Raw genomic sequence first — 24,969 nt, 5'->3', positions numbered from 1 at the left:
CATGAAATCCATCAGAATTCTCGCCGCTGCCTTGTTGCTGGTAGCCTGCAACAATAAGCTCAAGGTCGATGAGGAGACTAAAGAAGAGATAGCAGACAATGGAACAACAACGGTCCAAACCACCGTGGGACCGCTTATGTTGGCTGCTCCATTTGCCACAGAATCGGTTACGAAACGTAGCGAGGTGATAGGATGGAAAGAAGGTGAAATGCCCATAGTTCCCGCCGGTTTCAAAGTCAATAGTTTTGCAGATAGTCTAGAACATCCCAGATGGACGTATCTCGCTCCTAATGGAGATTACTTCGTCGCAGAATCCAATACCCGGGACAGCGCAAACCGCATAAGTCTTTTACGGGATACTAATGGTGACGGTACGGTAGATACAACCATGGTTTTTAAGGAAGGTCTAAACCAGCCTTTTGGTATGCTGGTGCTTGACAACTGGTTTTATATCGCAAATACAGGCGGATTGTATCGATACAAATACAATGAAGGCGATACTCAATTAAAAGGCGATGGCGAGCTGATCATGAAGCTGAGCGAGAGTGGTTATAACAACCACTGGACGAAAAATGTAATTGCAAATGAAGACGGCAGCAAGTTATACGTAAGCGTAGGAAGCGCCAGTAACGTAGGCGAGCAAGGCATGGAAAAAGAAGAAGGCCGTGCACTAATTTTTGAAATCAACCCTGATGGTAGCGGTAAACGCGTTTACGCATCTGGATTGCGTAATCCCGTAGGAATGGACTGGAATCCAGCCAATGGGGAGTTATGGACTGCGGTAAACGAGCGTGATAAATTGGGTAACAACTTAGTTCCAGATTATGCCACCAGCGTCAAAGAAGGTGGCTGGTACGGCTGGCCCTATTCCTACTATGGTCAGGTGCCCGACCCACGCTGGAAAGACGATCCACACATGGATATGGTAAACAAAGCCATCGTTCCAGATGTGCCTTTAGGGAATCACACGGCATCTTTGGGACTGATCTTTAACGATGCAAGTCAATTCCCAGAAAAATACCGCAACGGAGCGTTTATTGGTCAGCATGGATCATGGAATAGAGCGCCATTTTCTGGTTATAAAGTGGTGTTCATACCTTTTGAAAATGGAAAACCGCAACCGGTACAGGATTTCATGACCGGTTTTATTGCTAGCGAAGATGAAGGAACGGTTCATGGTCGTCCAGTGGGCGTCACGCTCGCTTCAGATGGTAGTTTGCTCGTAAACGATGATGATGCTGGGATTATCTGGCGAGTTGCGGCACAGTAGTTAATGAAGAAAATCTTCACGGCTGTGTTTGCGTTTACAACGATATTTTTATCACAAGCGCAAATTAAGAATGACACCATAGGTTTGGAACCTACTTTAATTCAGGCTTTTAACAAACGCCCACTGAGACTTGCTCCGGTAGCGGTGGCTCAAGTGGACTCTCTCGCGATTGCACAAAGTGATCCCGTCCAGTTTGCACAAATTTTGCAAACAGTTCCTGGCGTGAGTGCCCAGCAAGGAGCTCGCAATACATTGCGCATCAGTTTGCGTGGGATAGGTTCCAGATCGCAGTACAGCACTAATCGTATCAAGGCTTATTATGGCCAGATCCCACTGACCACGGGAGATGGGGAAACCACGCTTGAAGACATTGATTTGCTGAACATCGCTGGCGTGGAAATTATTAAAGGTCCCAATTCCAGTATTTATGGAGCTGGTCTGGGAGGTGCGATACTGCTTCAACCCACCGCTTTGCCAGAATCAACTTTTAAGGATGATGATCGTTCCGCTTTCGCACCTCGACAAGCTCGGCATAAACTTCCCTTCGGGAAAGCGTTCTCAACATCAGGTAGTTTTGACCTCTGGCGGTATGGAATCGTGGCAGGCTACCAAGAGCAGAATTCACAAACGTTTGCGAGCTATTCAAAAACCGATCTCGACGGTTACCGCCAGAACAGCGCCTATCGTAGGGATAATGTTTTTGTCGATCAGGCCTGGCGCATCAATGATAGACACAGCATTCAAGCTCTAGTAAGCTATACAAATCTCAAGGCCTACATTCCCAGTTCCATTACAAGACAACAGCTTGAAGAGGATCCTGCAGCAGCGGCGTTTACCTGGCGCAATGCTCGTGGCTTTGAGTCTTACAAAAAACTGGTAGCCGGCATCACGCACGAGCATCAAATTTCGGGCAGTAAGAATGGCAGATTGAAACTGAGCAACACGGTTTTCATGCACACTCGTGATGCCTATGAGCCACGTCCATTTAATATATTGACCGAAGACCGATTTACGCTGGGTTATCGAGGACTTTTAACCGGTAATGAACTGATCGCCGGTCGAAAAACAGAATATCGGCTAGGCGTCGAGTTGCTCTCAGAAGATTACAGCGCACAGACCTATCAAAACTTATACGAGGATTTTCCAGATCGCGGTAGTGTGCTGGGAAATATTTTGAGTAACAACGAGCAAGATCGCAGTTATACAAACGTATTCGCTTCTTTTTCTCATTATTTGACTGAGCGAATGATCATAGATGCTGGTTTAAATTTAGGAACGACTCGTTACGAATTAGAAGATCGATTTGCTCAAGACGGTATCAATCAGAGTGGGGATTATAGATATGACCCCATCCTCTCACCCAGAATTTCACTGCTATTCGATCTCAATAAAACCCAATCCTTTTTTGCAACTGCAAGTCACGGTTATAGCGTTCCAGGAGTTGAGGAAACCCTGACTCCAGAAGGGAGAATCAATACAGATCTACAGCCAGAAACAGGATGGAATTTTGAAGTGGGTTATCGGTATTTCAGTCAGCAATCGCCTTTCAGATTTGAGGTCAACGTATACACGATTCAAATTGAAAATCTCCTCATAGCCAGGCGCATTGACAATGATCAATTTGTAGGTATCAATGCAGGATCTACTGATCATACTGGAATCGAAATTTCGAGTTTGCTGCCTATTATTAATAAAAGCAATAATAAATTAAATCTCAATCTTGCTGGGAACTATAACCTGCATAGATTTGATGAATTCGTAGAACAAGGAATTGATTTTTCAGGAAATGAATTAACTAATGTTCCAGAATATGAATACAGCACACTCCTAAATTACAACTGGCGTGATCGACTATTTTTGAACATCAACACTTTGGGTGTGGGACCCGTTCCTGTGGACGATGCCAATTCAGATTACACAGATGCTTATCTGGTTTCCCATTTTCAAGGGAGCTACCAACTAGGACTTACAAAACATTGGAATCTGAGCATTAATGCGGGTGTCAATAATCTTTTCAATAAAGCTTATGTGGCGAGTATCGTACCAAATGCTGTAGGTTTTGGAAGCAATGCTCCTCGTAATTTTTATCCAAGTGAAAAACGCAACTGGTTTGCAGGTATGAGTGTCGCTTGGAATTTAAACTAATTTTATTTTCATTCGACCCGTGCACTAACATGAAAAATTAAAAAATTGAATTATGAACTTAAAGAATAGGAAAGTACTCATCACCGGTGGTGATAAAGGAATCGGGAAAGAACTCACTAAAATTTTTATTAAAAAAGGAGCCTCACATATCGCGATCATGTCGCGCTCGCTTACAGGATTGTCAGAACTGAAAAAAGAATACCCTGATGTAAATCTTCTCGGAGTCAAAGGTGATATGTCTGTGACTGAAGATCTCAAAAAGCTTATTGCTGAAATTCAGCAATCATGGGGTTCTTTTGATATTTTGATAAACAATGCTGGGGTGATTTCGGCGGGTGATTTTGAATCTATTTCAGATGAGGATGTCGTAAATATGATTCAGGTGAATCTGACCGGTGCGATTTTGTTGACTAAATATAGTTTGCCTTTGCTCCTTAAAAGCGATGCTCCCGCGGTGATGAACATTTCATCAGGTCTGGGCTTGATTGGGATGCCTTTTTATGGAGTCTACGCAGCTACAAAAGCGGGTCTCAAACAATTTTCAGATTCCTTGCGCAGGGAATATGCTCCACATAACTTAAACGTGATTTGCGTCTATCCCACCGCGACTGATACGGATATGATGACCTCATCGGGTCGTGAAAACATGGACTCGCCCGCAATGGTGGCGCAAGAAAGCGTTGCAGCGTTAGAACGTGGTGAGATCAATATTGTTTTCGGTGGTTTGCAGCGGGAAAAGGATGCACTCTTCAATTTTGCACATCCAGAAAAGATGGATGAATCTATCGCTAAGAAATACGATGACCTTAAAAAATCTACCCAAAACCACAGAGCGATGTAGGTTTTGGTTTCAAATTTCCATTGAAAGTTTAAAAATCAGGTTAATGTATCAAAGGTTACATGATCGTACTGATTTGCTTTGATATTTTTATAAAAAATTAGAATTATGATAATCAAGCAGTTTGAATATAAGCCCCTCGCCCATTACTCTTACGCCGTGGTAAGTGACGGTGAGATGGCAGTGATAGATCCAGAGCGTGATGCTTCTCAATATTACGCTTTCGCGAAAGCGAACAACGCAAAAATCATCGCCGTATTAGAAACACACCCACATGCCGACTTCGTGAGTTCGCACCTTGAAATCCATAAGGAGAAAGGCGCTACCATTTACAACAGCGAGAAACTAGGTGCTGAATATCCGCATAAAGGATTTGATGATGGAGACATGATTAAAGTAGGAAATGCCACCCTGCGAGCGATCAATACACCAGGACACTCGCCAGATAGCATAACCATCGTAGCTGAAGAAGGAACTGATACGGCCTTGTTCACTGGTGATACTTTATTCATAGGTGATGTGGGGAGACCCGATTTGCGTGAAAAAGCAGGGAACATGCAAGCAAAACGCGAGGAACTCGCCGAAATGATGTACGAAACCATGCAGTCTAAATACAACGATCTACCCGATGATGCGATGGTTTATCCCGCTCATGGAGCCGGATCGCTTTGTGGTAAAGGGATGAGCGATGCTAACAGCAGCACGCTGGGTGACGAGCGCAAGACGAATTGGGCGTTCAAAGAACATAACAAGCAAAAATTCATGGATACTTTGCTCGACGGGCAGCCGTTTATACCTTCCTATTTTGGTCATGATGTGGAGATGAATAAGGCTGGTGCTCCCATACTTCAACCCGCAGTGGAAAAAGTTCCCTTTGCAGAACGCGCCCATGCCGAAGGACTGATCATTGATACCCGCGACGAGGCTGACTTTAAGAAAGGTCACCTAAAAGGTAGTATCAACATTATGGCAGTTTCTGATAATGCTAAGTTTGAGACTTGGCTGGGATCCATCGTAGTACCCGATGAAGAATTCACACTGGTGGCTACGTCAAAAGATGATGTCGAAAAATTGTTGCACCGCGCTGCCAAAATAGGCTACGAGCAACAGATCAAGCAAGTGATTACGCTGCCTGAAGATGGACTGGAAGCTACGGAAAAACTAGATCTGGAACATTTTAAAAACAATCCAGATGCTTATACCATCGTTGATATACGCAACCAGAGCGAGATCGACAATGGAAAGTTTTTTGACAGCGCCCTATCCCACCCACTGAACGAGTTGCGAGACACAGCTGGAGACATCCCAACTGATAAACCGATCGTAGTTCACTGTGCGGGAGGCTATAGAAGCGCGGCTGGAAGCAGTATCCTAGACCGGAAAATCAATGATGTAAAAGTTTACGATCTCAGCGACGATGTAAAGAAGTTTCAGTGAATGAATTCAATAATTAAATATACAGCTCTGGCGACATGTGTTTTCATGTTCCAGAGCTGTTTTGATTCCAAGCAATCGCAACAAAATCCAGAAACTTATGACGATGTCCAAATCGTGGGAGCCATGCGAGACGCCATGTTTAAAGGCGAGCTCACCAGTAAAATTGATTTGGATACCATTTCAAATAAGAATGGACTTTATGGATTAGGTCCTCAGAGTCAAATGACCGGCGAATTGCTTGTGATGGATGGAAAAAGTTACGTCTCGCAAGTGGTCACCGACAGTACTATGAGAGTTTTGGAAACCTATGAAACTGGAGCTACGTTTTTCGTTTACGCAAATGTGGAAGAATGGAAAGAAGTTAACCTGCCTTCAGAAATTAAGAATGTAAAAGAATTAGAGTTTTTTATAGATAGTGTTTCTCAGAATCAAAAAAGACCATTTGCCTTCAAATTATCAGGCAAAGTGGAAAGCGCTACTATTCATATTCAGAATTTGCCACCAGGTTCAAAAGTCTCATCTCCAGCTGAAGCTCACGTAGGTCAAGTAAAATACGGTTTGGGTAATGAAGACGTAGACATCTTAGGCTTTTTCTCAACAGAACACAAAACGGTTTTTACCCACCACGACAGTTTTATGCACCTTCATTTGATCACAAAAGATCGGTCTAAAATGGGGCATCTAGATAAGGTACGTTTTCAAGATATGACGCTTTATTTACCGGTCAAGTGAGTGGGAAGCGAGACCTAAGGGAATACCTATTCGTCTTCGGTCAAATGGTACTGTTTCTAGTCTATCCATTGCCACTTCGATGGATCGGAATTTCTTTTCCATCTGTATTGAATTGGGCTGGCCTTTTGTTAGTTATCATCGGTGTGCTATTCATTGTGATCGCTCTCGTTCAGCTCAATATATATTTATCACCTTTCCCTTCGCCTGTTAAGGACTCGTCATTAATTACATCGGGCATATTCAAAATTTCCAGACATCCCATTTATGCAGGCATTATTTTAACGTGCCTGGGTTATGGACTTTTTTCTTCTTCCATTTTCAAGATTGGGACTGCTATAGCCATCGGTTTGCTCTTGTACTATAAATCAAAATATGAAGAAGCACTTTTGATGGAAAATTTCCCAGAGTACCAAAATTATAGAATGTCAACGAGGAGATTCATCTAAAGAATATTGATTGAAATTAGTACGCTTTCGCGAAAGCGGGATCTACACCATTTAATTTGTTTTTCTCAACACCTCGAGAGGAGAGCTTCCCAGTACTTCTCTTATGTTGCTCAAACCTATGATGACAACGATGAGCGTGATGCCAGGAACAATTATCAAAAACGGGATCCAAGACGGAACAAAAGCTTCTTGAAAAACGAATAAGGCTAATCCCAAGGTTGCCACTACGGCTAGTAGAACACCTACTAAACTTCCCAAAAGACCCAAGAAAACGTATTCTAAAGCTGAGATTTTTAGAATTTGGCGATCACGAGCTCCTATCGTGCGTAAAAGAACACTCTCCTTAATACGCTGGTATTTACTGGTACGCACAGAACCTATCAATACAATAATCCCTGTAAGCATGCTGAACAGCGCCATGAAATTAATGACCCAAGAGACTTTTTCCAATATATCTTTTATGAGGATAAATGCCTGTCGTAGGTCAATAATGGTAAGATTGGGAAATCTAGATACCAGCGCACTCTGTAATCGTGCTGAGGCGGCTTCATCTGCCACCGCAGTAGTCACTACATTGAATTGGGGAGCATTTTCCAGAACTCCCACGGGAAATAAAATATTGAAATTGGGTTGCAATTGAGACCAGTCCACAGAACGGATACTGGTTATTTGAGTAGGCATCAAAACTCCCTGAACATTAAAGGTCACTCGGTCACCTATTTCCAGCAATGCGTCACGAGCCACGTTTTCTGATATAGAAATAGGGATGGTTTCAGTAGCATCGCTTCTAGGTTGCCAGCTCCCTTCTAAGATATTTTCAGATGCAGTGAGTTCACTTCTGTACGTGGTTCTAAACTCATGATTCAGAACCCAGCTTCTCACCTCTCTGGTAGTGTCGCGCTCGATCTCATCTACTGAGCGAGAATTGATTTTGCTCATGCGCATGGTAACGATGGGAATGTCATCCAGCACGGGAATCCCGTTCTGTTTCATAATGGACTTAAGTTCTGTACGCTGATCTGTTTGAACGTCTAAAATGATCAGATTAGGATTACTGGCAGATTGTTCCACATCAGTTTTCTGGAGGAGCAAATCGCGCGTGAAAAACAATGTGCTTACTAAAAAAGCTCCCAAACCTATCGATGTAATCAACACCAATGTCTGATTATTAGGTCTGAACAGATTCATCAACGCCTGCCGGCTGGGATAGCCCCAGTTTCTAGGAAATTTTTTGCGTATGATTCTCATCAACAATAATCCCACACCGGCAAGAACAATAAAAGTTACGGCGGTACCTCCAATAAAAGACAAGGCATAAATAAAATCGTCTAGCAACCAATAAGATATGAGAAATAATGTAGCAACAATCACGATATAAATCGCGATTTGAACAGCTTTAGGAGCGGCCAAATTCCCGTTACCAACCCTTAATACTCGCAGCGGAGAAACAAACCAAGTACTTAATAGTGGTAAAACTGCAAATAAAACTGACATCAATACGCCCAGTAATATTCCAACAATCAAGGAAATAGGATCAATGGAAATCTGCACTTGAAATGGCAAAAAATCTTCCAAGAAATATGGAATGACACTTTGCAAACCCACACCTATCAATGTACCAAAAAGACCTCCCAAAAATCCAATCGCCGCTACCTGAATCAAATAAATCAAAAAGCTCTGTAAACTACTTGTCCCCAAGCATTTCAATACCGCTGTTAAAGCAAGTTTTTCCTTGATGTAGATTTGGATGGAACTTGCAATTCCTATACACCCCAGAATTAAAGCTATGAAGGCTACCAGGTTTAGAAATTTGCTAATGTTATCGTATCGTCTGCCCAGTCTTCTACTCGTGCTAGTGTGTGTATCAAGATCAGCATCCACCAGATCGAGCTGGGGCTCCAGTTCCTTTTCTAGTCGGTCGAGGTTGAGCGTGTCAGCTGCCTTAAAATAATACTGATACTCCTTACGACTACCAAATTGCAACAGTTGCGTTTGCTCAATCAGAACCTTCGGAATTATTACAGATGGCGCTACGCTGGTTGAAACGGTGGTGGCTCCAGGAATGTTTGTTAGCGCTCCAGCGATGGGAAGTGTCAGTTCACCTATTTTAATGGAATCACCTGCTTTGATATTGTATTGCAGCATCAAAGTAGCATCAACTAGGGCTGTTTTCTCTTTCTGATAATTTCTTGCAGCTGCTTTAGGTTGAGTATCCATGGAACCGTAAAAGGGAAAATCACCTTCCATGCCTCTTACCTTGACCAGTTTTGTTCCACTATTCTTGGGAAACGCAGCCATGGAAACAAAGGTCACCTCACTGGCATCAGGTTTTAGGGAGTCGATGATCTCCTGAGCTCGATCTGTGGGAATCTCATCGCTATCTATAATGTAATCGGCACCCATGAGTGCTTTAGACTGTAAGCTCAAATTGGCTTTTAAGTTGGTACTGAATAATTGGATAACAACTACAGCCGCAATTCCTAAAACCAAAGACGACATGAAAAGCAACAAACGCGTTTTGCTTGCTCTGGCATCTCGCAATGCCATAGTAAAAAGCCATTTTAATCGCAACTTCTTCATCACGTAGGATTCTTTACCAAAGTTTCCTTAATTTCTTGAACTCGTCCACCTTTTAGCTTTAAAATCTTTTGGGTGCGCTCTGCCAGTTCCATGTCATGCGTGATGATCACTAGAGTGGTTCCGGCTTGCTGGTTCAATTCAAACAACAGTTGAATGACTTTTTCTCCAGTTTCTTCATCTAGGTTTCCCGTAGGTTCATCAGCAAAAAGAATGGATGGCCTATTTGAAAAAGCTCGGGCTAGTGCTACCCGTTGCTGTTCCCCTCCTGACAATTGTGATGGATAATGATTCAAGCGATCCCCTAACCCTACCTTTTCAAGTAAGGTTTTGCTTTTTGATGCAGCTTTTGAATCTCCTTGAAGTTCGAGCGGTACACTCACATTCTCCAATGCCGTCAGCGTAGGCAGTAACTGAAAGTTCTGAAATATAAATCCCACTTGTTTATTGCGCAGTACAGCACTCTCGTCTTGATTGAGTTCATTCAAGTTTTTACCGCACAAGGTAACCGTTCCTGAATCGGGTAGATCCAGTCCAGCACAAATGCCCAGCAGTGTAGTTTTACCACTTCCTGATGGGCCTACTATGGAGAACGTCTCACCTTGTTCTACGCTAAAACTTATGTCATCAAGAACTGTTAATTCCTTGCTACCACTGCTATAAGTTTTTGATACCGTACTTACCTTTAAAACTTCAGACATGAAATAATTATGATTTATACATCAAATCGTCAAAATACGGCACAAGCTCTGATTTCACGAGGATCAGGGCGGTTTAAGGACTTAAGGTTTTGTTATTTTTTGGCTTTTTTAATTTTCATTGGCTGCAAGCAACAAAGCAGTCAAGATGGTCCAAATCAAAACCAAGAAACAGCCGAACAAGATTCCCAAAACAATTCATCGCAGGTAGAAGGTTCTGGAACGATTTTATTTTTTGGTGATAGCATTACGGCAGGTTACGGTCTTGACGACACAGACGACGCTTTCCCTGGCTTGATTCAACAAAAAATCGATTCACTGGGAATGAATTATGAGGTGGTCAACAGCGGCGTGAGCGGTGAAACTACTGCTGGTGGTAAAAGTCGCATCGACTGGGTGATGAATCAAAAGGTTGACATTTTCATATTGGAACTGGGAGCTAACGATGGTTTACGTGGCGTACCCGTCTCAGAAACCAAAAGTAATTTGCAAGAAATTATAAATACGATAAAAGATAAAAGTCCAGATACCCAGATCATTCTCGCCGGTATGCAACTCCCACCCAACTTAGGTAAAGAATACACTACTGATTTCAAGAATGTTTTTCCCGAACTGGCTCAAAAGAACGACATCGATTTGATACCCTTTATCTTGAAAGATGTGGGTGGTATTGCCGCCTTGAATCAAAATGACGGCATCCACCCTACTGAGGAAGGTCACCAGATTATTGCTGATACGGTTTGGGAAACGTTGCGACCATTACTTGACTCTGAGTAACATTTGTTACTGTCTCGCTTTCGCGAAAGCGGCATATTTGCACAAAACAAATTCAATTATGGAATGGATTACGGATCCCTGGCCGTGGTATGTCGCCGGGCCCTTGATAGCCCTGACGATGTTCTTGCTATTATTGGTGGGAAAACAATTTGGTATGTCATCCAATCTCAGGACGGCATGCTCTGCTCTGGGATGTGGTAAGGCAGCAGACTTCTTCAAGTTTGACTGGAAAGAACAACGCTGGAATCTTACGGTAGTGGCTGGTGCGATCATCGGTGGGTTTATTGCCTCAAATTATATGAGTGATAATACTGTCGAGATCAATGAAGTTACGGCAACAGAATTATCTCAGGAATACAATATCGACAGCGCGGGCGAAGCCTACCTACCCACTGAAATATTCTCTACAGATCATTTGAACGATCCTAAAATTCTGTTGATTTTATTGGCTGGAGGTTTTATGGTTGGTTTTGGAGCACGTTATGCGGGAGGCTGTACCTCTGGACACGCCATTTCTGGATTGAGTAATCTACAGCTTCCCTCGCTCATTGCCGTCATCGGATTTTTTATAGGTGGTCTGGTCATGATTAATTTTATTTATCCTCTCATTTTTTAAGACATGCGGTATTTAAGTTATTTAGCTATAGGGATTTTTTTTGGGATCGTGATGTTTAAGTCAGAGGCGGCATCGTGGTTTAGAATTTATGAAATGTTCAGATTTGACAGTTTTCACATGTACGGAATTATAGGGTCTGCCTTGGTACTGGGAGTGATAGGCATTCAAGTTATTAAACGTAATAATATAAAACCGCTGGGCGGTGGAGAGATGAGTCTCAAACCCAAGGAAATGGGTGTTCCACGTTATTTGATAGGCGGAATTATTTTTGGATTGGGCTGGGCGCTTTCTGGTGCTTGCCCGGGACCTATGTACGTTCTTGCGGGAGCCGGTTTCCCAATGATTTTGATTGTAATATTTGGAGCCCTTCTCGGGACTTTTGTATACGGATTATTGCGCAGCAAGCTGCCGCATTAGATAAGTTGAGTGAAGTTTTGATTTTAAGTTGAAAAGCCGTTTTAGAACTTTCTAAAACGGCTTTTTTTATTTTGGACTAAGTACTAATTAATGTTCTATCGTAACCTTACCCATGCCCTCACTACTGGCAACACGGGCGTGGGCCTCGTTTACATCTTCTAATTGATATCTGTTTTCATCAAGTACAGGTTTTAATTTTCCAGATTCTACCAAACTCGTAATTTCCTTTAAAATATTTCCATGACTGGCGCGATCCACATCATGAATCATAGGAATCAACATAAAGACCACATGCAGCGACAAACCTTTGTGGTGCATTTGCGACAGGTCTACCTCAGCCATCGAAACGGTTGTGGCAATCTGTGCGTTGATTTTAACGGCTTCAAAGCTTTTCAATAGATTTTTACCGCCCACCGTATCATAAACTGCATCAAAACCTTGACCATCTGTAAATTGATTTACATAATCCTCCACACTTTGATCGTTGTAGTTTATGGGATGAGCGCCCAGCTCCTTAACCAAACTGAGTTTCTCATCGCTGCTGGAAGTAGCAAAAACTTCAGCTCCTTTAATTTGCGCGAGTTGCAAAGCGATGTGTCCCACTCCACCTGATCCACCGTGAACCAGAACCTTTTGTCCGTCACTGATCTGTGCTCGTTCTACGCCTTCAAATGCTGTGATGGAAACAAGCGGTAAAGCCGCAGCTTCTCGCATGGAAAGATTTTTGGGTTTCAAAGCCATCAGCCGAGCATCTGCTGCGATGTACTCCGTGTAAGTTCCTGGCAAGTCCATCAGTCCACCAGCACAACCGTATACCTCATCGCCTATTGTGAAATTGCTTACACCAGGACCTAATTCTTCCACTATACCGGCAAAATCCATTCCGAGCAAAGCGGGTAGATCTGGAGCGATGGGCATATCTTTACCATTTGACTTGATCTTCAAATCCACCGGATTCACACTTGAAGCATAAATTTTCACAAGAACCTGACCCTTGCCGGCCACTGGTTTATCGATATCTTTTTTCACAAATGACGCGTTATCGTCATAGCTACTGAGCATCATTGCTTTCATAACAAAATTATTAAAGTTTTAGGTATAAAAATAGCCATAAAAATTTTGAGGCTATTTCTTAAATTTAAATTATTGTTTATGCTTTATGGGGTATCTGAAAACCTCATTCACATTCACTCTATCTGGACTCGCAGCGGCATAAGCAACAGCCTCGGCAATATTGACAGCTTTAAGAGGCGTCATATCACTTCCCATGTTAGAGATTTGTTCTTTGATATCCTCATCTGTAATCGTGTCTTGTAGTTCAGTATCCACAAACCCAGACTCGATGATCGTCACATTAATCCCATATTTGGAGCCATTTCCTGACGTAAACCTTCAGAAAACATACTCACAGCAGCTTTAGTGGTACAGTATACTGCTCCGCCCGGGAAGTATTTGCGTCCAGCACTCGACGAGACATTTATTATATGTCCACATTTCTGCTCTTTCATGACAGGTAAAGTTGCTGCAACTCCATTCAAAACACCTTTTGGATTTACATCTACCATAGTGTGCCATTCATCAGTTTTGAGTTTATCCACCATCGAGAGTGGCATCAATCCCGTATTATTAAACAAAATATCTACAGTTCCATATTCCTTTTTGCGGTGTCTACCACTTCCTTCCAGTCATCGGTTTTAATGACATCGGCAGCTACCACGGTCGCTTTTCCACCGTCGTTTTTGATCTCGTCACACAGTTTTTCCAGCTTTTCAGTCTTGCGCGACACAGAACTACGTTTGCTCCATTGCTGGCTAGTTTTTTGGCCGTAGCCTCACCTTTTCCGCTTGATGCTCCCGTAATGATTGCAGTTTTTCCTTTTAAATTCATATTTTGTTTTTAGCTATTAATTTTTATTTTAATTGTTACGCTTTCGCGAAAGCGAGATAAAAATTAAACGGCCGGGCAGCCACCATCTATAAGGTAATATCCACCGGTTATGAAAGATGATTGTGAGCTACTGAGAATTAACACGAGTTGCGCCACTTCGTCAGTTTTTCCCAATCTTTTCATAGGATGCTTTTTCTTAATGGTTTCAAGCATCTCTTTTGACTGAAGTAAAGGTGTATCAATGTAAGCTGGTCCCACGCAATTACAGCGAATATTTTTTTTTGAGCGTATTCATCACCGATATTCTTTATAAGTCTTACAACTGCGTGCTTTGTAGCGGTATACGCAGGCGAATTAGGCGCGGCTACCACACGATGAATAGATGCCATATTAACGATGACTCCTCCTCCATTCTTCTCCACGTCTTGCAATTCATATTTACAGTCATAGAAAACGCCGTTTAAATTGAGGTCGACTACGCTGTTCCAAGATTTACCATCGTAGTTTCCAGTTGTATTATGCTCACCTCCTATTCCTGGATTGTTATAAGCGATATCAAGCTTGTCATATTTCTCCACAATACGTTCTATCGTGATTTTGATTTCTTCTTCCTTTGAGGAATCTGCTTTAATAAAATATGCCTTGCCTCCATCTGATTCCAGCTCTTTTACAACGGCTTCTCCTTTCTGTGCATCAATGTCATTAACAATAACGGCAGCTCCGTTTTGCGCATATTAAGTGGCAATTGCTTTTCCTATTCCTGATCCCGCCCCAGTAACCAAGGCTATCTTACTTTTCAATAATTTCACTTAGAATCTCTCTATGTTAAATTTTGGTGATAAAATCAATTAAGAGAGGATCCTATTTCTCATAACCGCAGACTAATTGAAATAGAAAGGGGCGTTAAATTTTTGTAGGTAAAAATAAATGAGCCAACTGAGAAGGCTTAAAATAAAAAGGGTTTAGAAATTTGATCTAAACCCTCATTGTTCTTATACTTTATCTTCTCAGCTTCCAGTGATTCAGGTTAATCTAAAATCATATATCCATATGGTTCTAGCTGAAATTGAGTTCCTAAATCTACTTGGTTATCAGACATCACATCTGTCCAGGTAGTGTTTTGCATTTCTGCAGGCAAGGTATAAGTATGCGCAGTATTTCTAGTATTTACAAGAATACTCACTTCATCCCCATTAAGCGTTTTTTTGAAATGAATTACGTTAGGATGAGTGTACTCTGTATTTTCTCCCTTACGAGCGGCAGCACTATTGCTATAGAATTGAAGCATGGTGCGGTACTGATTCAACATATCTGGATTTTGAGACCAGTTTATGGTTGAGTTGTAGAAAAATGGAACTGTTGACGCTTGTCCCACCTCTTGACTTCCATAGATCAACGGTACTCCATCATGAAAAATAGTAGCAACAGAGGCTCCCAGAGCTCCATTCAACCCATTGAAAATAGTGATTGGTGTTGCATCCCAGGCAGACTCGTCATGATTTGTGGTAAATCGTACCATTTCCTTTCCCATGGGTACGTTGCTGTATTCTGTTTGCGCTTTCGCGAAAGCGTAACCTGCATCACGCCCCTCATAAACTTCTTTGATCCCTCCATAAAATTCCCAGCCAAATGCCAAATCAAAACCGGAGGTCAAATGATCAGAGCGGTTGCCCTCAGCAAAAAATATCAGGTCTCGGTTGGGTATAGTATTTAATTCTGCAAATGCCTCTTGCCAAAAATCAGCTGGAACACCATCAGCATAATCACAACGGAAGCCATCTACATTTGCTTCAAGAATCCAGTAGCGCATGGCATCAATCATGGCGACGCGCATTTCTTGAACATCAAAATTTAAATCGGCGACGTCTTGCCAGTTAGTTCCAGAAGGATGGATAATCTGCCCTGAAGCATTCTTTGTGTACCAGTCAGGATCGTTATTGATCCATGGGTTGTCCCACGCTGTATGATTTGCCACCCAGTCAAGGATCACGGTCATGCCTCGTGCATGAGCAGCATCTGTGAGTCTGCGTAGATCATCGAGGTTGCCATATTCACTGCTCACCTCTTTATAATTTTTCACGGCATAAGGAGATCCTACAGATCTCAATTCACCTTGCGTATAGATAGGCATGAGCCAGATTGTATTGATACCGAGTTGCTCAATATGATCCAGTCGATCGATGACCCCTTGAATATTACCAGCACTGCTGTAAGCTCTTAGGTTTACCTCGTACATGATAATATCACTGGTAAGAGGCACGTTGTCAAAAGGCGTTCCATATTGCACATAATCCTGAGAATCATTAGGGTCTGTAGGATCTTCTACAGGATTTGATTGCTCAGGAGACGTTGAGTCATCACCCTCACATGAGAACAGTGTAAAAGCGAGAGCTATCAACAAGTATTTGCTTACATTTTTCATGCGCTCAATATAGTAATAAGCTAAAAACCCGAAAATCCATTTATTTGTTAAGAGTACTTCATAGCTGTGCAGCAATTCCGACATTTACACTTTATATCAATACTGAAATGTCTATTTTGAAAAGGAAAATCACGTTCTGCTCACTATTATTCATCTTTATTTCGCTGTCTTCAATGGTTGCTCAGGACGAAGGAAAGGAAATATCTAAAACGATTTATTTCTCTGGAAATCTAGGAGAGGTTGAAGATTTAAAAGCATCGACCGTTCTAAAAGCTATTGTAGATGCTTCTCAAACTGACGAGAACGCCGCATTTGTTTCTCTAGGGAACAGCACCTCAAAAAATGGATATCCCAAGGATGAGTCTGATCGCAAAAGTGAAGAGGAGTTTTTGAAAAAGCGATATCTAGACCCTCTATCAAAATTTAATGGTCAGGTTATCTACATTCCAGGTAAAAACGAGTGGAGCGGTGAAGGACACGAAGCGATTGATGACTTAGAATCCTATTTGCAGGATAACAGCGAGGGGAAGTTTTGGCCTAATGACGGTTGTCCCATCGAGCGAGAAACCTTGAGCGATGAAGTGGAACTCGTGATGGTAGATAGTCAGTGGTTTTTTGAAGACTGGGACGATCACCCATATATCAACAATAAATGTGAGATTAAAACGAGAGAGGACTTTTTCCTTCAATTCAAAGACGAACTCAAAGACGAGCAGAATAAAACCATCATCGTGGCCATGTACCACAGCGTGCTTTCTGAAAGCAGCCGCGGACTGTTTGAATTAATGGGAGGGTTTTCTAAAGAATCCTTCTGGAGTAACGAAATGCAATCGTATATAGGCAGACTGGAATCACTGGCTTTACAATTTGAAGATGTAATATTTGTCTCAGGAAATGAAGCTAACCTCCAGTTTTTGTCAGATGACGGCATCCCTCAAATAATAACTGGACTAGGAAATAAGATCAAAGGTGTCAAGCCTGTTAAAAAGCATGAGTTTGGCGCAGAGAAAACAGGTTACACAAGGTTAACCGTCTTTAAAGATGGAAGTTCTAGAGTAGAGCTGGTGGAAGTCAATAACTCAGAAACCAATTTACTATATACTACTACAATCAAAAGCAAAACTAAATACGACAAGAATATTGATTATGATTTAGGTCAATACGGTGCAACGAAAAACGCATCCATCTATACTGATGAAGAAACCGATAAATCGGGATTTTATAAATGGTTCTGGGGTGATCATTATAGATATTTATACAGTAAAGATATCACCGCACCAGTTCTTGATTTGAATGAACTTCCTAATAATGTAAGAGCAATAACCGCTGGTGGCGGTAACCAGTCACGCAGTTTAAGACTTATCGATGATAACGAGAATGAATTTACCGTACGAGAGCTACGTAAAAGTGCCTTGCGGTTTGCGCAATCATTTATCAAGGATCACTATGTCCATGATTATCTGGACGACACCGCAGCGGAAGATGTTATCCAAGATTATTACACAACAGCTCATCCCTATGCTCAATTTGTAGTAGGTGATCTGCTGGATGCCATAGATATTTATCATGCCAATAAAAAAATCGTGTATTTACCCAAACAAGAACGCCTAGGTAGGTTCAATGAAAGTTATGGTGATAAGCTTTATATGTTTGAAGAGCATGTGGGTGATGAGAATATCAATTTAGGGATTTTTGGAGATGCAGATGACATTTTGAGTACCTCAGATTTGTTTCTAGAATTACGAGATGATAAGGATGCTCAAATTGATGAACCTAAATATATCAGAGCTCGTTTATTTGACATGCTTATTGGAGACTGGGACCGTCATCAAGATCAATGGCGCTGGATCCAAAAAAAGCAATCAGATGGCACCGTACTCTACTCTCCTATCCCAAGGGATCGCGATCAAGCCTTTCCAAAATATGACGGCGTTTTTCCAGCTTTATTAAAATTAGGTGCACCACTTGCGAGAAATATGCAGACTTATCAGCCTGAAATTTCCAATGTAAAAACATTTAATAATGTGGTTTACTATTTGGATAAATCATTTATCAACTCTTCAGGCTGGGAAGTTTGGCAAAAACAAGCTGAGTTTATTAAAACTCAACTCACTGATGAAGTCATCGATAACGCCTTTGCAAATCTCCTAGAGGACACACAAGATGAAACTACCGAAGAAATAAAATCCATTCTCAAACTACGTCGATCAAATCTCGATGCAATCGCCCGAGATTACTTTGAATACTTTAAAAAACATGAAGTTATCATCGCGACCACTAAGGATAATACCATAGACATTGAGCGTATGGAAAATGGTAAAACTAAAATTACCGTCGCTCAAAAGGATAAGATTATTCTTGAGAACACCTATGATCGAGAACTGACAAAAGACATCTGGCTTTATGGCCTCGATGGTGATGACACCTTTAACGTGAGAGGTAATGGTAGCGATTACATCAAGATTAAAATCTTCGGTGGGGAAGAAAATGACATCTATAATATTGAAAACCGTCGTGGTTTAAGAGTTTATGATTACGCCTCAAAGAAAAACACCTTTAATGGTTCAGTAAGTAAGTTTCTCAGCGATTCATACGACCTGAACAACTACGATCCCAAGAAACGTAAGTATTCAACTAACGTCCTCTTACCAGCTGTGGGGTTTGATCAAGATGCTGGATTCCAGGTCGCTTTAAGGAATACTTTTACCTCTTTTGGATTGCGTAATAATCCATTTGCAACAAAACATCAGCTTACAGCTAAATACTATGGAGCTACCCAAGGTTTTGAGTTCTCCTATTACGGAGAATTTGCTCACGTTTTTCATAATTGGAATTTAGGTCTGGATGCTCGTTACACTACCGATAGTTTTGCTATAAATTATTTTGGTGAGGGTAATAATACTTCTTATGATGATGACATCAACCTTGATTTCAACAGGGTGAGTATTCAGCAATTTCATTTTGAGCCTTCATTGCAGTATAAAAAATCTGAAAATCTTACTGCCTATATCTCTGGACGCATAGAATCAAACGAGGTGCTGGAAGACAACAACGGTTTCATCCTAAATACATTTAATGAAAGTAATGATGTATTTGATTCCCAAACCTATGCAGGTGGAGAGGTCGGACTGCTCTTCAACAACAAAGCAGATTTATTAAGCTTACCCAGAAGAGGTATGGAACTGGGCGTGATTGCAGGGTATAAGCGCAATATCGATTCAGATTTCAATAACGAGTTCTCTTATGTTCAACCTACAGCTTCTTTCATTTTACCGCTTGCCGGCAAAGGAATTGCGACATTGGCAACCAAAGCTCAAGCCCATTTCATCATAGGTGAGCAATATGAGTTCTATCATGGTGCAACAGTAGGTGGAAATCGCAGTTTGAGAGGTTATAGAAACGAGCGATTCAATGGAAAGTCTGCCTTCTTTTCCAGCACCGACTTGAGAGTGGGGATTGCAAAATTTCGTACAGGTTTTGCACCCTTGCGACTGGGAGTTTCTGGTGGATTTGATACAGGTCGCGTATGGCTGCCAGAACAGGATTCTGATCAATGGCACAGCAACGTGGGAGGATCTATTTTCCTTACCGGTTATCAAGCATTAACTGCAAACGTGGGGTATTACGTGAGTGATGAAGATAATAGAATCATCTTCACGGCTGGCTTCACTTTTTAAATTGTACCCATTATGATTTCTGTAAGTTGAGCGTAAAATTGGTGGCGGTTTTTGTAAATGAGTTGGCTTTCGTATCTCGACAGGCTTGGCATAAACTTCCCTTTTTAGGGAGAGCGAGACCTTTAAAATACTAGAGATTTGAATAGTTTTGCCACCCCATAATCAATTGAGTCATGATTGCAGCAGTCACCTTATTTCTAATTGTTTCCATTTCTGCTTTGATTACCAAAATCGCAGCAACAGCACTGGTACACACCGGTTTATCCAGCGAGAGTGCCAAGTTTCAAGCGCGGTCTGCCTATACGGGAACGGGTTTTAGTACCGTGGAATCTGAGAGTATTATGGGTCATCCCATACGGCGCAAGATTATTTACCAACTCATGCTCATAGGAAACGCGGGAATTGTAACGGCGATGTCTTCACTTATCTTAACCTTTGTGCTACCAGAAACATTAGCTTCTAGACTTTACGGACTTCTAATTATAGTCGCTGGAATGGGGCTTATTTTTTGGGCGATACGTAGTAAAATGGTCGATAGAGCCCTTTCAAAACTCATCAACACATTGCTTAGAAAGTACACTAATCTTGAAGTCCACGATTTTGCAGCCGTTCTTCACCTCAAAGATGACTATAAAATCAGTGAAGCTCGTGTGGATCATGACGGCTGGATGTGTCACCGCACCCTGGAAGAGCTGGACTTGAGACAGGAGGGGATCACGATCTTAGGTGTGGATCGCAAGGGTCACGGTTATTTTGGTTCACCCTCTGGAAGTTTCAAAATACTACCCCATGATCGAGTCACCCTTTACGGAAAAGCAGAGGGTATTCAGAGCCTGTACAACCGTAAAAAAGACCATTATGCCTTTCTAGAACACGATAGAATGGTAGCCGAGGAAGCGGAACGGCAGATAGAAGAAGATCGTGGCCTTTCTGAGATCGTTGAAACAAAAGAAAACCAAAATAAAAGATCCATCTAGCAATTCATTCAACTGAAAAAAGTAAAAAGCATAAGAATGAACTGGCAAATTAAACCAAGACCTCGCAATTGGTTAATAGGATAGTTTTTCAATCGACAAACTTTTGGTTTTGGCACGGGTTTGGGAGTAAATGAGATATGATAGCATCAAAATTTTACAGAACTTTATTTTTAATAGGAACTTTTAGTGTTCTCGCTTTCGCGAAAGCGTATTCCCAAAACACACTTACCCTTGAGTTAGAAGGGATCGAGAAGCAAAAAGGAACGCTCTATCTATCCCTTTTCAATAGTAAAAACGGATTTCCCGACGATGGAAAAAAAGGCGTGGAGTCCAGAAAAATGACAGTACTAGGAAGTAGCGTGACGATCACTTTTGAGAATCTCCCTGATGGATTTTATGCAGCAGCCTATTATCAAGATGTAAATGACAATGGCGAGCTGGATAAAAACTTCTTCGGCATTCCTAGAGAACCCGTGGGAGCTTCAAACATGGACAGCTTAGGTCAACCTAAATTTGACAAATGCAAGTTTGAAGTGCGTGGGGATAAGGTGGTGAAAATTGTTTTTATGGATTGATCCAGTTTAGCTAACAAATTGATCTATCATCTATTTATTTTTCTAATTCCCATGGCGATATAGGCATAATTCCAAAGGGATAGCACCACTAATAAAACAAGTGCCATGATCCAGATCTGGTGCCCGAGACTCAATCGATAAATACTGATGATTTCTTCTCTCAGATATTCTCTGACTGAGGTCGCGATTAGAGCCGCAAACAGGGAAATTAGAAGCACGATCACTATTGAAGACAGCACAACCAGCCGGGTCATTCTGGCATTAGAATAGCCTAATAAAGCAAGGTTATTGAAAGAGGTCTTGTTTTTATGAAACATGAGGTTTAGCCCCATAAACATGGCTAGACAGCTCAGAATAATTATAATGACCGCCACCACAAACAAGAAAATGAAAACGATCTGGAAGAAAAACCAGACTTTATTCTGCTCTAGAGTTCCCTTATCGATTTCGTAATTATTGTCCTCAAAAAATGAAGCGACTTCCGGATCATCTGGTCTGGAGAGTGTGAGTAGCAACCGGTTGGGTTGCTGTTGATCCAGCGTGGCAAAATTTTTATTTCCCCAATTGATAAAATCTTCGGGAACTAGAATACTGTTGAGTTGGTCGCTGAATCCCACGATGCGGCCTCGCAATCTGCGCTGTTCCCCACGACCAGAGACCCGCAAGCCAAAACTGATCTGAGACAACAGATTTTCAGAAACAACAGGAAGATCTTTTGTTTCGGCAAATCCTAGGTTGTAAAGTTGAAGGTAGCTGCGTGGGATGATCACGGGAACCAGGCTATCTTGGGGTTTCCAGTCCCATAAATCAGTTTCTACGTCGAGATATTGTTTTGCAATACCTTCCATAAAGAAGTCGGTACTGAATTGAGGCACGTCGCCAGCGCCGCCCATGTAGCCTTTTACCTCAAAGTTAGCTGTCTTAAATGTCGACACTTTTGAGATGAATGACTTCTGCCTTATCTCATTGATCTCATTTTCAGTAAAATAGATATCGCTCTTATCCTGCATATCCATTGCAGAAATGCGTTTGCTCACCACCAGCGAGCGGTTGCCCATCACACCACCATCTGAAGCAAAAAAAGGTTTGAGATCCAGATAAAACTGTACCGATAAAAGGATGACGACGCTACCTAAAAGCAACAGTAATGCATATCCCACTGTAGGCAGAAATGGCATGAGCTTGAGCTGTAACTTATCGACTTTTTTCATAATCTATAGGTGACATCTGCTTCAAGGCCTTTGATACTTCCCAAACTGGTGAGAATAATACTGGCGTTGCGTCTTTCAATTTCTTCCCTCAGCAGCTCACTGATGATCTCAATGTTGACCTCGTCGAGATGACTGAAAGGCTCATCCAGTAACAGAAGTTTAAAAGGCATACACAACGATCTGATTATGGCTACCCGCTGGCGTTGTCCTAGGCTGAGCGTCGCTACTTTCTGGTTCAACTTACCCTCTAAACCTAGCAGTTTGAAGTAAGCTTGAATTTCAGATAATGATTTGTGATCGGTAAGCTCGTTTTTAAGCTGTACGTTTTCCAGAGCTGTGAGTTCAGGAAAGAGTTTAAGATTCTGGAAGACGTAACTGATCTCGCTTTCGCGAAAGCGAGAATGTTCCATAACTCCGTACTCCAGCGTACCCTCGTAAAGTTCATGCACCCCATAAATAATGTCCAAAAGCGAACTCTTGCCCTTGCCGGAATACGCCTCTACCAAGTAAATCTTTCCCTGATCAATCGTAATTTCAGGAGCTAAATAGATCTCACTGTCCCTTACTTGAATTTCAGAAATATAGGTAGGCTTGAGATTGCTGAACTTTAGAAGCATTACTGCACTTGCGTCATTTTCTGGTAGCTTTCTTCAGCTAGTTCTATGATACGGGCGAGACTGTTTTTACCACTATCTGCTACGTAAAGCGTTGCGCGATTTTCTGTTATATCATCTTGCTCTACCTCGATCTTAACGAGGAAATCATCCCACATGGTCGCGATAGGTCTTGCTTGTTGTGGTATGCTGTTATCCAAAAATGTGACTTTTTTCAAATCCAGATCCATGCTCGCATAAAACATCGTGCTACCCATTTTTGAGGCACTGTCTGAACCGGCAAGGCTTGATGATGGCGTCTTAGAGTTAAAGTGGTGTTCAGCCAGATTGCGGTCTGAAGTAAGCATCATGCTCTCCTCTCCCACGCTCAGGTACTGATTATCTAAATTATAAAGATTTCCTTCTTTGGGCATGGGCTCTGGAACGTCTTTTTCTAAGAACTTTACAATACGATCCCGATCGTTGATCTTCATTATGGCAGCATAATCTAGCGAAGGCTGCGTAGAGTTGCCATACATGGCATAGGGAGATTCCTTTTCTACGATATCATTAAAGACGACCGCCATGTTAAATTCTATCGCTTCTAGTAATGTTTCAATCTCATATTTCTTGACGCCTTCTTCAAATTCCTTTTTGGCTTTCTCATCCTCACCCATAAATTCTCTAACTGCATCTAGAATACCGGACACCTCTACACTCATTCCCATGACTGCCATTCCATCCTTAGGGAGGTATTTCAACATATCTTGATCTATCTCACTCGCCTCAACACCCATCTCGTCCATTTTGTCCATGAGTTTGTCGTTATAAACAGCCTTAGAGAGCATCTCTATTTTATCGTCCTCAAAATTTAAATGAATCATACTGTAGTTATCATCCAGATATTCCAGTAAATCCTTTGAGAATACAGATGATATAGGTACCATGGAACCCATTATTTCAGAATAACTGGAAGTACCTGTAAACAGGCTTATGTCTCCACGGTCGCCCATAAAATCATCAAATAGGTCGTTCTCACTCTTGAAGGTCGTATTCCCATTCATGAGAGTTGCCATGGTAGTATCGAGGTTTTCCTGCTCCAGCATAAAACCAGCTCCATAAAGCATTAAAATACGGTCATCGTCATAAGCCACACCAAAAGGCATAGATCTGGTTTCAGGCCATAAGTAGGTATAACCGTCCATTTCCTTTTCAGCTAAGTTCATTTTCATAGAACTGAAAAGCGTTTTGATGGTGTTTCCAAAATCCTCTCCATCCCATGCGTCCATAGCAATTCCGACCATGGTATTATTTTCTTCCATTACGTTGAAGATCACGATAGGATCACGTAGATTCACACCAGCCTTCAAAGGATCTTCCTTGATATCTTGGTAAAGGCGATACACCCTAGCGTCTTGGTTTTCCAGCTCGTTTTCAAAAGCCTCGATGCTCGACATGTCAGCAGCTTTATCATTGAGCTCTGCCTTTTCCACAAGTGATTTTACATCAATCACGGCTACATAGTTAGCACTATCGGGTACCAGAGCTGAAGCATCTGTCATTTCAGAACATGATGTTCCTATCAGAATTATTGAAAAAAAATAGAAAAGTTTTTTCATGATTAGTTATTTGCTTCAAATCTAAATGAAATCTTAATGAATTGAAAGATTGGAT

24 protein-coding genes and 1 pseudogene are annotated in these 24,969 nt (G+C 41.7%); 12 read left to right on the top strand and 13 right to left on the bottom strand.

Annotated features, from left to right (window positions below):
- The first annotated feature begins 1 nt into the window (after position 1).
- From BST97_RS01675 to BST97_RS16355, 6 genes are all read left to right on the top strand, one after another.
- On the top strand, positions 2-1,270 hold the full coding sequence (locus BST97_RS01675) for a PQQ-dependent sugar dehydrogenase (RefSeq protein WP_085765611.1): 1,269 nt from the start codon (positions 2-4) through the stop codon (positions 1,268-1,270).
- 3 nt (positions 1,271-1,273) lie between these two features.
- Positions 1,274-3,415: a TonB-dependent receptor family protein gene (locus tag BST97_RS01670; protein ID WP_085765610.1), complete on the top strand. Its 2,142-nt coding sequence runs from the start codon at positions 1,274-1,276 to the stop codon at positions 3,413-3,415.
- Positions 3,416-3,467: 52 nt separating this feature from the next.
- Positions 3,468-4,256, top strand: a complete 789-nt coding sequence (locus BST97_RS01665) for an SDR family NAD(P)-dependent oxidoreductase (RefSeq protein ID WP_085765609.1) — start codon at positions 3,468-3,470, stop codon at positions 4,254-4,256.
- Between the two features lie 105 nt (positions 4,257-4,361).
- Positions 4,362-5,690 carry an MBL fold metallo-hydrolase gene (locus tag BST97_RS01660; RefSeq protein ID WP_085765608.1) on the top strand — a complete coding sequence of 443 codons (1,329 nt, stop codon included), beginning with the start codon at positions 4,362-4,364 and terminating at the stop codon, positions 5,688-5,690.
- The gene (locus BST97_RS01655) at positions 5,691-6,422 is read left to right on the top strand and encodes an acetolactate decarboxylase (protein WP_085765607.1); all 732 of its coding nucleotides are present in this window, start codon (positions 5,691-5,693) and stop codon (positions 6,420-6,422) included.
- Positions 6,419-6,868: a methyltransferase family protein gene (locus tag BST97_RS16355; RefSeq protein ID WP_085765606.1), complete on the top strand. Its 450-nt coding sequence runs from the start codon at positions 6,419-6,421 to the stop codon at positions 6,866-6,868. The genes BST97_RS01655 and BST97_RS16355 overlap by 4 nt, the downstream gene beginning before the upstream one ends.
- A gap of 51 nt (positions 6,869-6,919) precedes the next feature.
- On the opposite strand, the gene BST97_RS01645 is transcribed toward BST97_RS16355, so the two are convergent.
- The gene (locus BST97_RS01645; protein WP_085765605.1) at positions 6,920-9,415 is read right to left on the bottom strand and encodes an ABC transporter permease; all 2,496 of its coding nucleotides are present in this window, start codon (positions 9,413-9,415) and stop codon (positions 6,920-6,922) included.
- Between the two features lie 32 nt (positions 9,416-9,447).
- Positions 9,448-10,146 (bottom strand): ABC transporter ATP-binding protein, encoded by a 699-nt coding sequence (locus tag BST97_RS01640; protein ID WP_085765604.1) that lies wholly within the window; start codon positions 10,144-10,146, stop codon positions 9,448-9,450.
- 99 nt (positions 10,147-10,245) lie between these two features.
- Here BST97_RS01640 and BST97_RS01635 point away from each other — a divergent pair, with 99 nt between their 5' ends.
- Genes BST97_RS01635 through BST97_RS01625 form a run of 3 tightly spaced genes read left to right on the top strand, consistent with a single transcriptional unit; the run spans position 10,246 to position 11,953 of the window.
- Entirely contained in the window at positions 10,246-10,920 is a 675-nt protein-coding gene (locus BST97_RS01635; protein ID WP_245833620.1) for an arylesterase, read from the top strand.
- 58 nt (positions 10,921-10,978) lie between these two features.
- Entirely contained in the window at positions 10,979-11,536 is a 558-nt protein-coding gene (locus BST97_RS01630; RefSeq protein ID WP_085765602.1) for a YeeE/YedE family protein, read from the top strand.
- A 3-nt stretch (positions 11,537-11,539) separates the two neighbouring features.
- Entirely contained in the window at positions 11,540-11,953 is a 414-nt protein-coding gene (locus tag BST97_RS01625; protein ID WP_085765601.1) for a DUF6691 family protein, read from the top strand.
- Between the two features lie 87 nt (positions 11,954-12,040).
- Here BST97_RS01625 and BST97_RS01620 read toward each other — a convergent pair whose 3' ends face one another.
- The 8 genes and pseudogenes from BST97_RS01620 to BST97_RS01605 all read right to left on the bottom strand — a co-directional run bounded on the left by BST97_RS01620 (position 12,041) and on the right by BST97_RS01605 (position 16,262).
- Positions 12,041-13,027, bottom strand: a complete 987-nt coding sequence (locus BST97_RS01620) for a zinc-dependent alcohol dehydrogenase family protein (RefSeq protein ID WP_085765600.1) — start codon at positions 13,025-13,027, stop codon at positions 12,041-12,043.
- A 69-nt stretch (positions 13,028-13,096) separates the two neighbouring features.
- Positions 13,097-13,306, bottom strand: coding sequence for a Rossmann-fold NAD(P)-binding domain-containing protein (locus tag BST97_RS16280; protein ID WP_245833619.1), 210 nt, complete (start codon positions 13,304-13,306; stop codon positions 13,097-13,099).
- Positions 13,303-13,566: an SDR family oxidoreductase gene (locus BST97_RS16275; RefSeq protein ID WP_317043434.1), complete on the bottom strand. Its 264-nt coding sequence runs from the start codon at positions 13,564-13,566 to the stop codon at positions 13,303-13,305. The genes BST97_RS16280 and BST97_RS16275 overlap by 4 nt, the downstream gene beginning before the upstream one ends.
- 26 nt (positions 13,567-13,592) lie before the next feature.
- On the bottom strand, positions 13,593-13,739 hold the full coding sequence (locus tag BST97_RS16270) for a hypothetical protein (protein WP_317043471.1): 147 nt from the start codon (positions 13,737-13,739) through the stop codon (positions 13,593-13,595).
- 8 nt (positions 13,740-13,747) lie between these two features.
- Positions 13,748-13,840 (bottom strand): annotated as a pseudogene (locus BST97_RS16265) (oxidoreductase); the annotation flags it as partial.
- Positions 13,841-13,903: 63 nt separating this feature from the next.
- Complete coding sequence (locus tag BST97_RS16220) at positions 13,904-14,098, bottom strand: SDR family oxidoreductase (RefSeq protein WP_262497055.1); 195 nt, start codon at positions 14,096-14,098, stop codon at positions 13,904-13,906.
- Entirely contained in the window at positions 14,020-14,538 is a 519-nt protein-coding gene (locus BST97_RS01610) for an SDR family NAD(P)-dependent oxidoreductase (RefSeq protein ID WP_262497080.1), read from the bottom strand. Before BST97_RS01610 ends, BST97_RS16220 begins: the two co-directional genes overlap by 79 nt.
- Positions 14,539-14,867: 329 nt before the next feature.
- The gene (locus tag BST97_RS01605; protein ID WP_211277453.1) at positions 14,868-16,262 is read right to left on the bottom strand and encodes an alpha-amylase family glycosyl hydrolase; all 1,395 of its coding nucleotides are present in this window, start codon (positions 16,260-16,262) and stop codon (positions 14,868-14,870) included.
- 107 nt (positions 16,263-16,369) lie between these two features.
- On the opposite strand from BST97_RS01605, the gene BST97_RS01600 reads away from it, so the two are divergent.
- The 3 genes from BST97_RS01600 (at position 16,370) to BST97_RS01590 (ending at position 21,491) form a co-directional block, all read left to right on the top strand.
- The gene (locus BST97_RS01600; RefSeq protein WP_407668587.1) at positions 16,370-19,939 is read left to right on the top strand and encodes a BamA/TamA family outer membrane protein; all 3,570 of its coding nucleotides are present in this window, start codon (positions 16,370-16,372) and stop codon (positions 19,937-19,939) included.
- Positions 19,940-20,112: 173 nt separating this feature from the next.
- Positions 20,113-20,916, top strand: coding sequence for a TrkA C-terminal domain-containing protein (locus BST97_RS01595; protein ID WP_085765598.1), 804 nt, complete (start codon positions 20,113-20,115; stop codon positions 20,914-20,916).
- A gap of 137 nt (positions 20,917-21,053) precedes the next feature.
- The gene (locus tag BST97_RS01590; protein WP_085765597.1) at positions 21,054-21,491 is read left to right on the top strand and encodes a DUF2141 domain-containing protein; all 438 of its coding nucleotides are present in this window, start codon (positions 21,054-21,056) and stop codon (positions 21,489-21,491) included.
- A gap of 26 nt (positions 21,492-21,517) precedes the next feature.
- On the opposite strand, the gene BST97_RS01585 is transcribed toward BST97_RS01590, so the two are convergent.
- The 3 genes from BST97_RS01585 to BST97_RS01575 are packed head-to-tail and all read right to left on the bottom strand — an operon-like array spanning position 21,518 to position 24,914.
- Positions 21,518-22,702 carry a hypothetical protein gene (locus BST97_RS01585; protein ID WP_085765596.1) on the bottom strand — a complete coding sequence of 395 codons (1,185 nt, stop codon included), beginning with the start codon at positions 22,700-22,702 and terminating at the stop codon, positions 21,518-21,520.
- Complete coding sequence (locus tag BST97_RS01580; RefSeq protein WP_085765595.1) at positions 22,699-23,319, bottom strand: ATP-binding cassette domain-containing protein; 621 nt, start codon at positions 23,317-23,319, stop codon at positions 22,699-22,701. Before BST97_RS01580 ends, BST97_RS01585 begins: the two co-directional genes overlap by 4 nt.
- A complete protein-coding gene (locus BST97_RS01575) occupies positions 23,319-24,914 on the bottom strand; it encodes a DUF4836 family protein (RefSeq protein ID WP_085765594.1) in 1,596 nt (531 codons plus the stop codon). Before BST97_RS01575 ends, BST97_RS01580 begins: the two co-directional genes overlap by 1 nt.
- Positions 24,915-24,969: the final 55 nt, after the last annotated feature.

This window comes from Nonlabens spongiae (assembly GCF_002117125.1).
In the GTDB taxonomy this organism is placed as follows: domain Bacteria; phylum Bacteroidota; class Bacteroidia; order Flavobacteriales; family Flavobacteriaceae; genus Nonlabens; species Nonlabens spongiae.
This window is presented reverse-complemented; position numbering and strand designations above follow the sequence as displayed.

Coding starts and splice junctions, on each gene's coding strand:
- BST97_RS01575 (WP_085765594.1), bottom strand. CDS start 24,914: ATGAAAAAACTTTTCTATTTTTTTTCAATAATTCTGATAGGAACATCA.
- BST97_RS01665 (WP_085765609.1), top strand. CDS start 3,468: ATGAACTTAAAGAATAGGAAAGTACTCATCACCGGTGGTGATAAAGGA.
- BST97_RS01600 (WP_407668587.1), top strand. CDS start 16,370: ATGTCTATTTTGAAAAGGAAAATCACGTTCTGCTCACTATTATTCATC.
- BST97_RS01670 (WP_085765610.1), top strand. CDS start 1,274: ATGAAGAAAATCTTCACGGCTGTGTTTGCGTTTACAACGATATTTTTA.
- BST97_RS01630 (WP_085765602.1), top strand. CDS start 10,979: ATGGAATGGATTACGGATCCCTGGCCGTGGTATGTCGCCGGGCCCTTG.
- BST97_RS01585 (WP_085765596.1), bottom strand. CDS start 22,702: ATGAAAAAAGTCGATAAGTTACAGCTCAAGCTCATGCCATTTCTGCCT.
- BST97_RS01640 (WP_085765604.1), bottom strand. CDS start 10,146: ATGTCTGAAGTTTTAAAGGTAAGTACGGTATCAAAAACTTATAGCAGT.
- BST97_RS01675 (WP_085765611.1), top strand. CDS start 2: ATGAAATCCATCAGAATTCTCGCCGCTGCCTTGTTGCTGGTAGCCTGC.
- BST97_RS01605 (WP_211277453.1), bottom strand. CDS start 16,262: ATGAAAAATGTAAGCAAATACTTGTTGATAGCTCTCGCTTTTACACTG.
- BST97_RS01620 (WP_085765600.1), bottom strand. CDS start 13,027: ATGAAAGCAATGATGCTCAGTAGCTATGACGATAACGCGTCATTTGTG.
- BST97_RS01590 (WP_085765597.1), top strand. CDS start 21,054: ATGATAGCATCAAAATTTTACAGAACTTTATTTTTAATAGGAACTTTT.
- BST97_RS01655 (WP_085765607.1), top strand. CDS start 5,691: ATGAATTCAATAATTAAATATACAGCTCTGGCGACATGTGTTTTCATG.
- BST97_RS01595 (WP_085765598.1), top strand. CDS start 20,113: ATGATTGCAGCAGTCACCTTATTTCTAATTGTTTCCATTTCTGCTTTG.
- BST97_RS01660 (WP_085765608.1), top strand. CDS start 4,362: ATGATAATCAAGCAGTTTGAATATAAGCCCCTCGCCCATTACTCTTAC.
- BST97_RS01625 (WP_085765601.1), top strand. CDS start 11,540: ATGCGGTATTTAAGTTATTTAGCTATAGGGATTTTTTTTGGGATCGTG.
- BST97_RS01645 (WP_085765605.1), bottom strand. CDS start 9,415: ATGGCATTGCGAGATGCCAGAGCAAGCAAAACGCGTTTGTTGCTTTTC.
- BST97_RS16275 (WP_317043434.1), bottom strand. CDS start 13,566: ATGCCACTCTCGATGGTGGATAAACTCAAAACTGATGAATGGCACACT.
- BST97_RS01580 (WP_085765595.1), bottom strand. CDS start 23,319: ATGCTTCTAAAGTTCAGCAATCTCAAGCCTACCTATATTTCTGAAATT.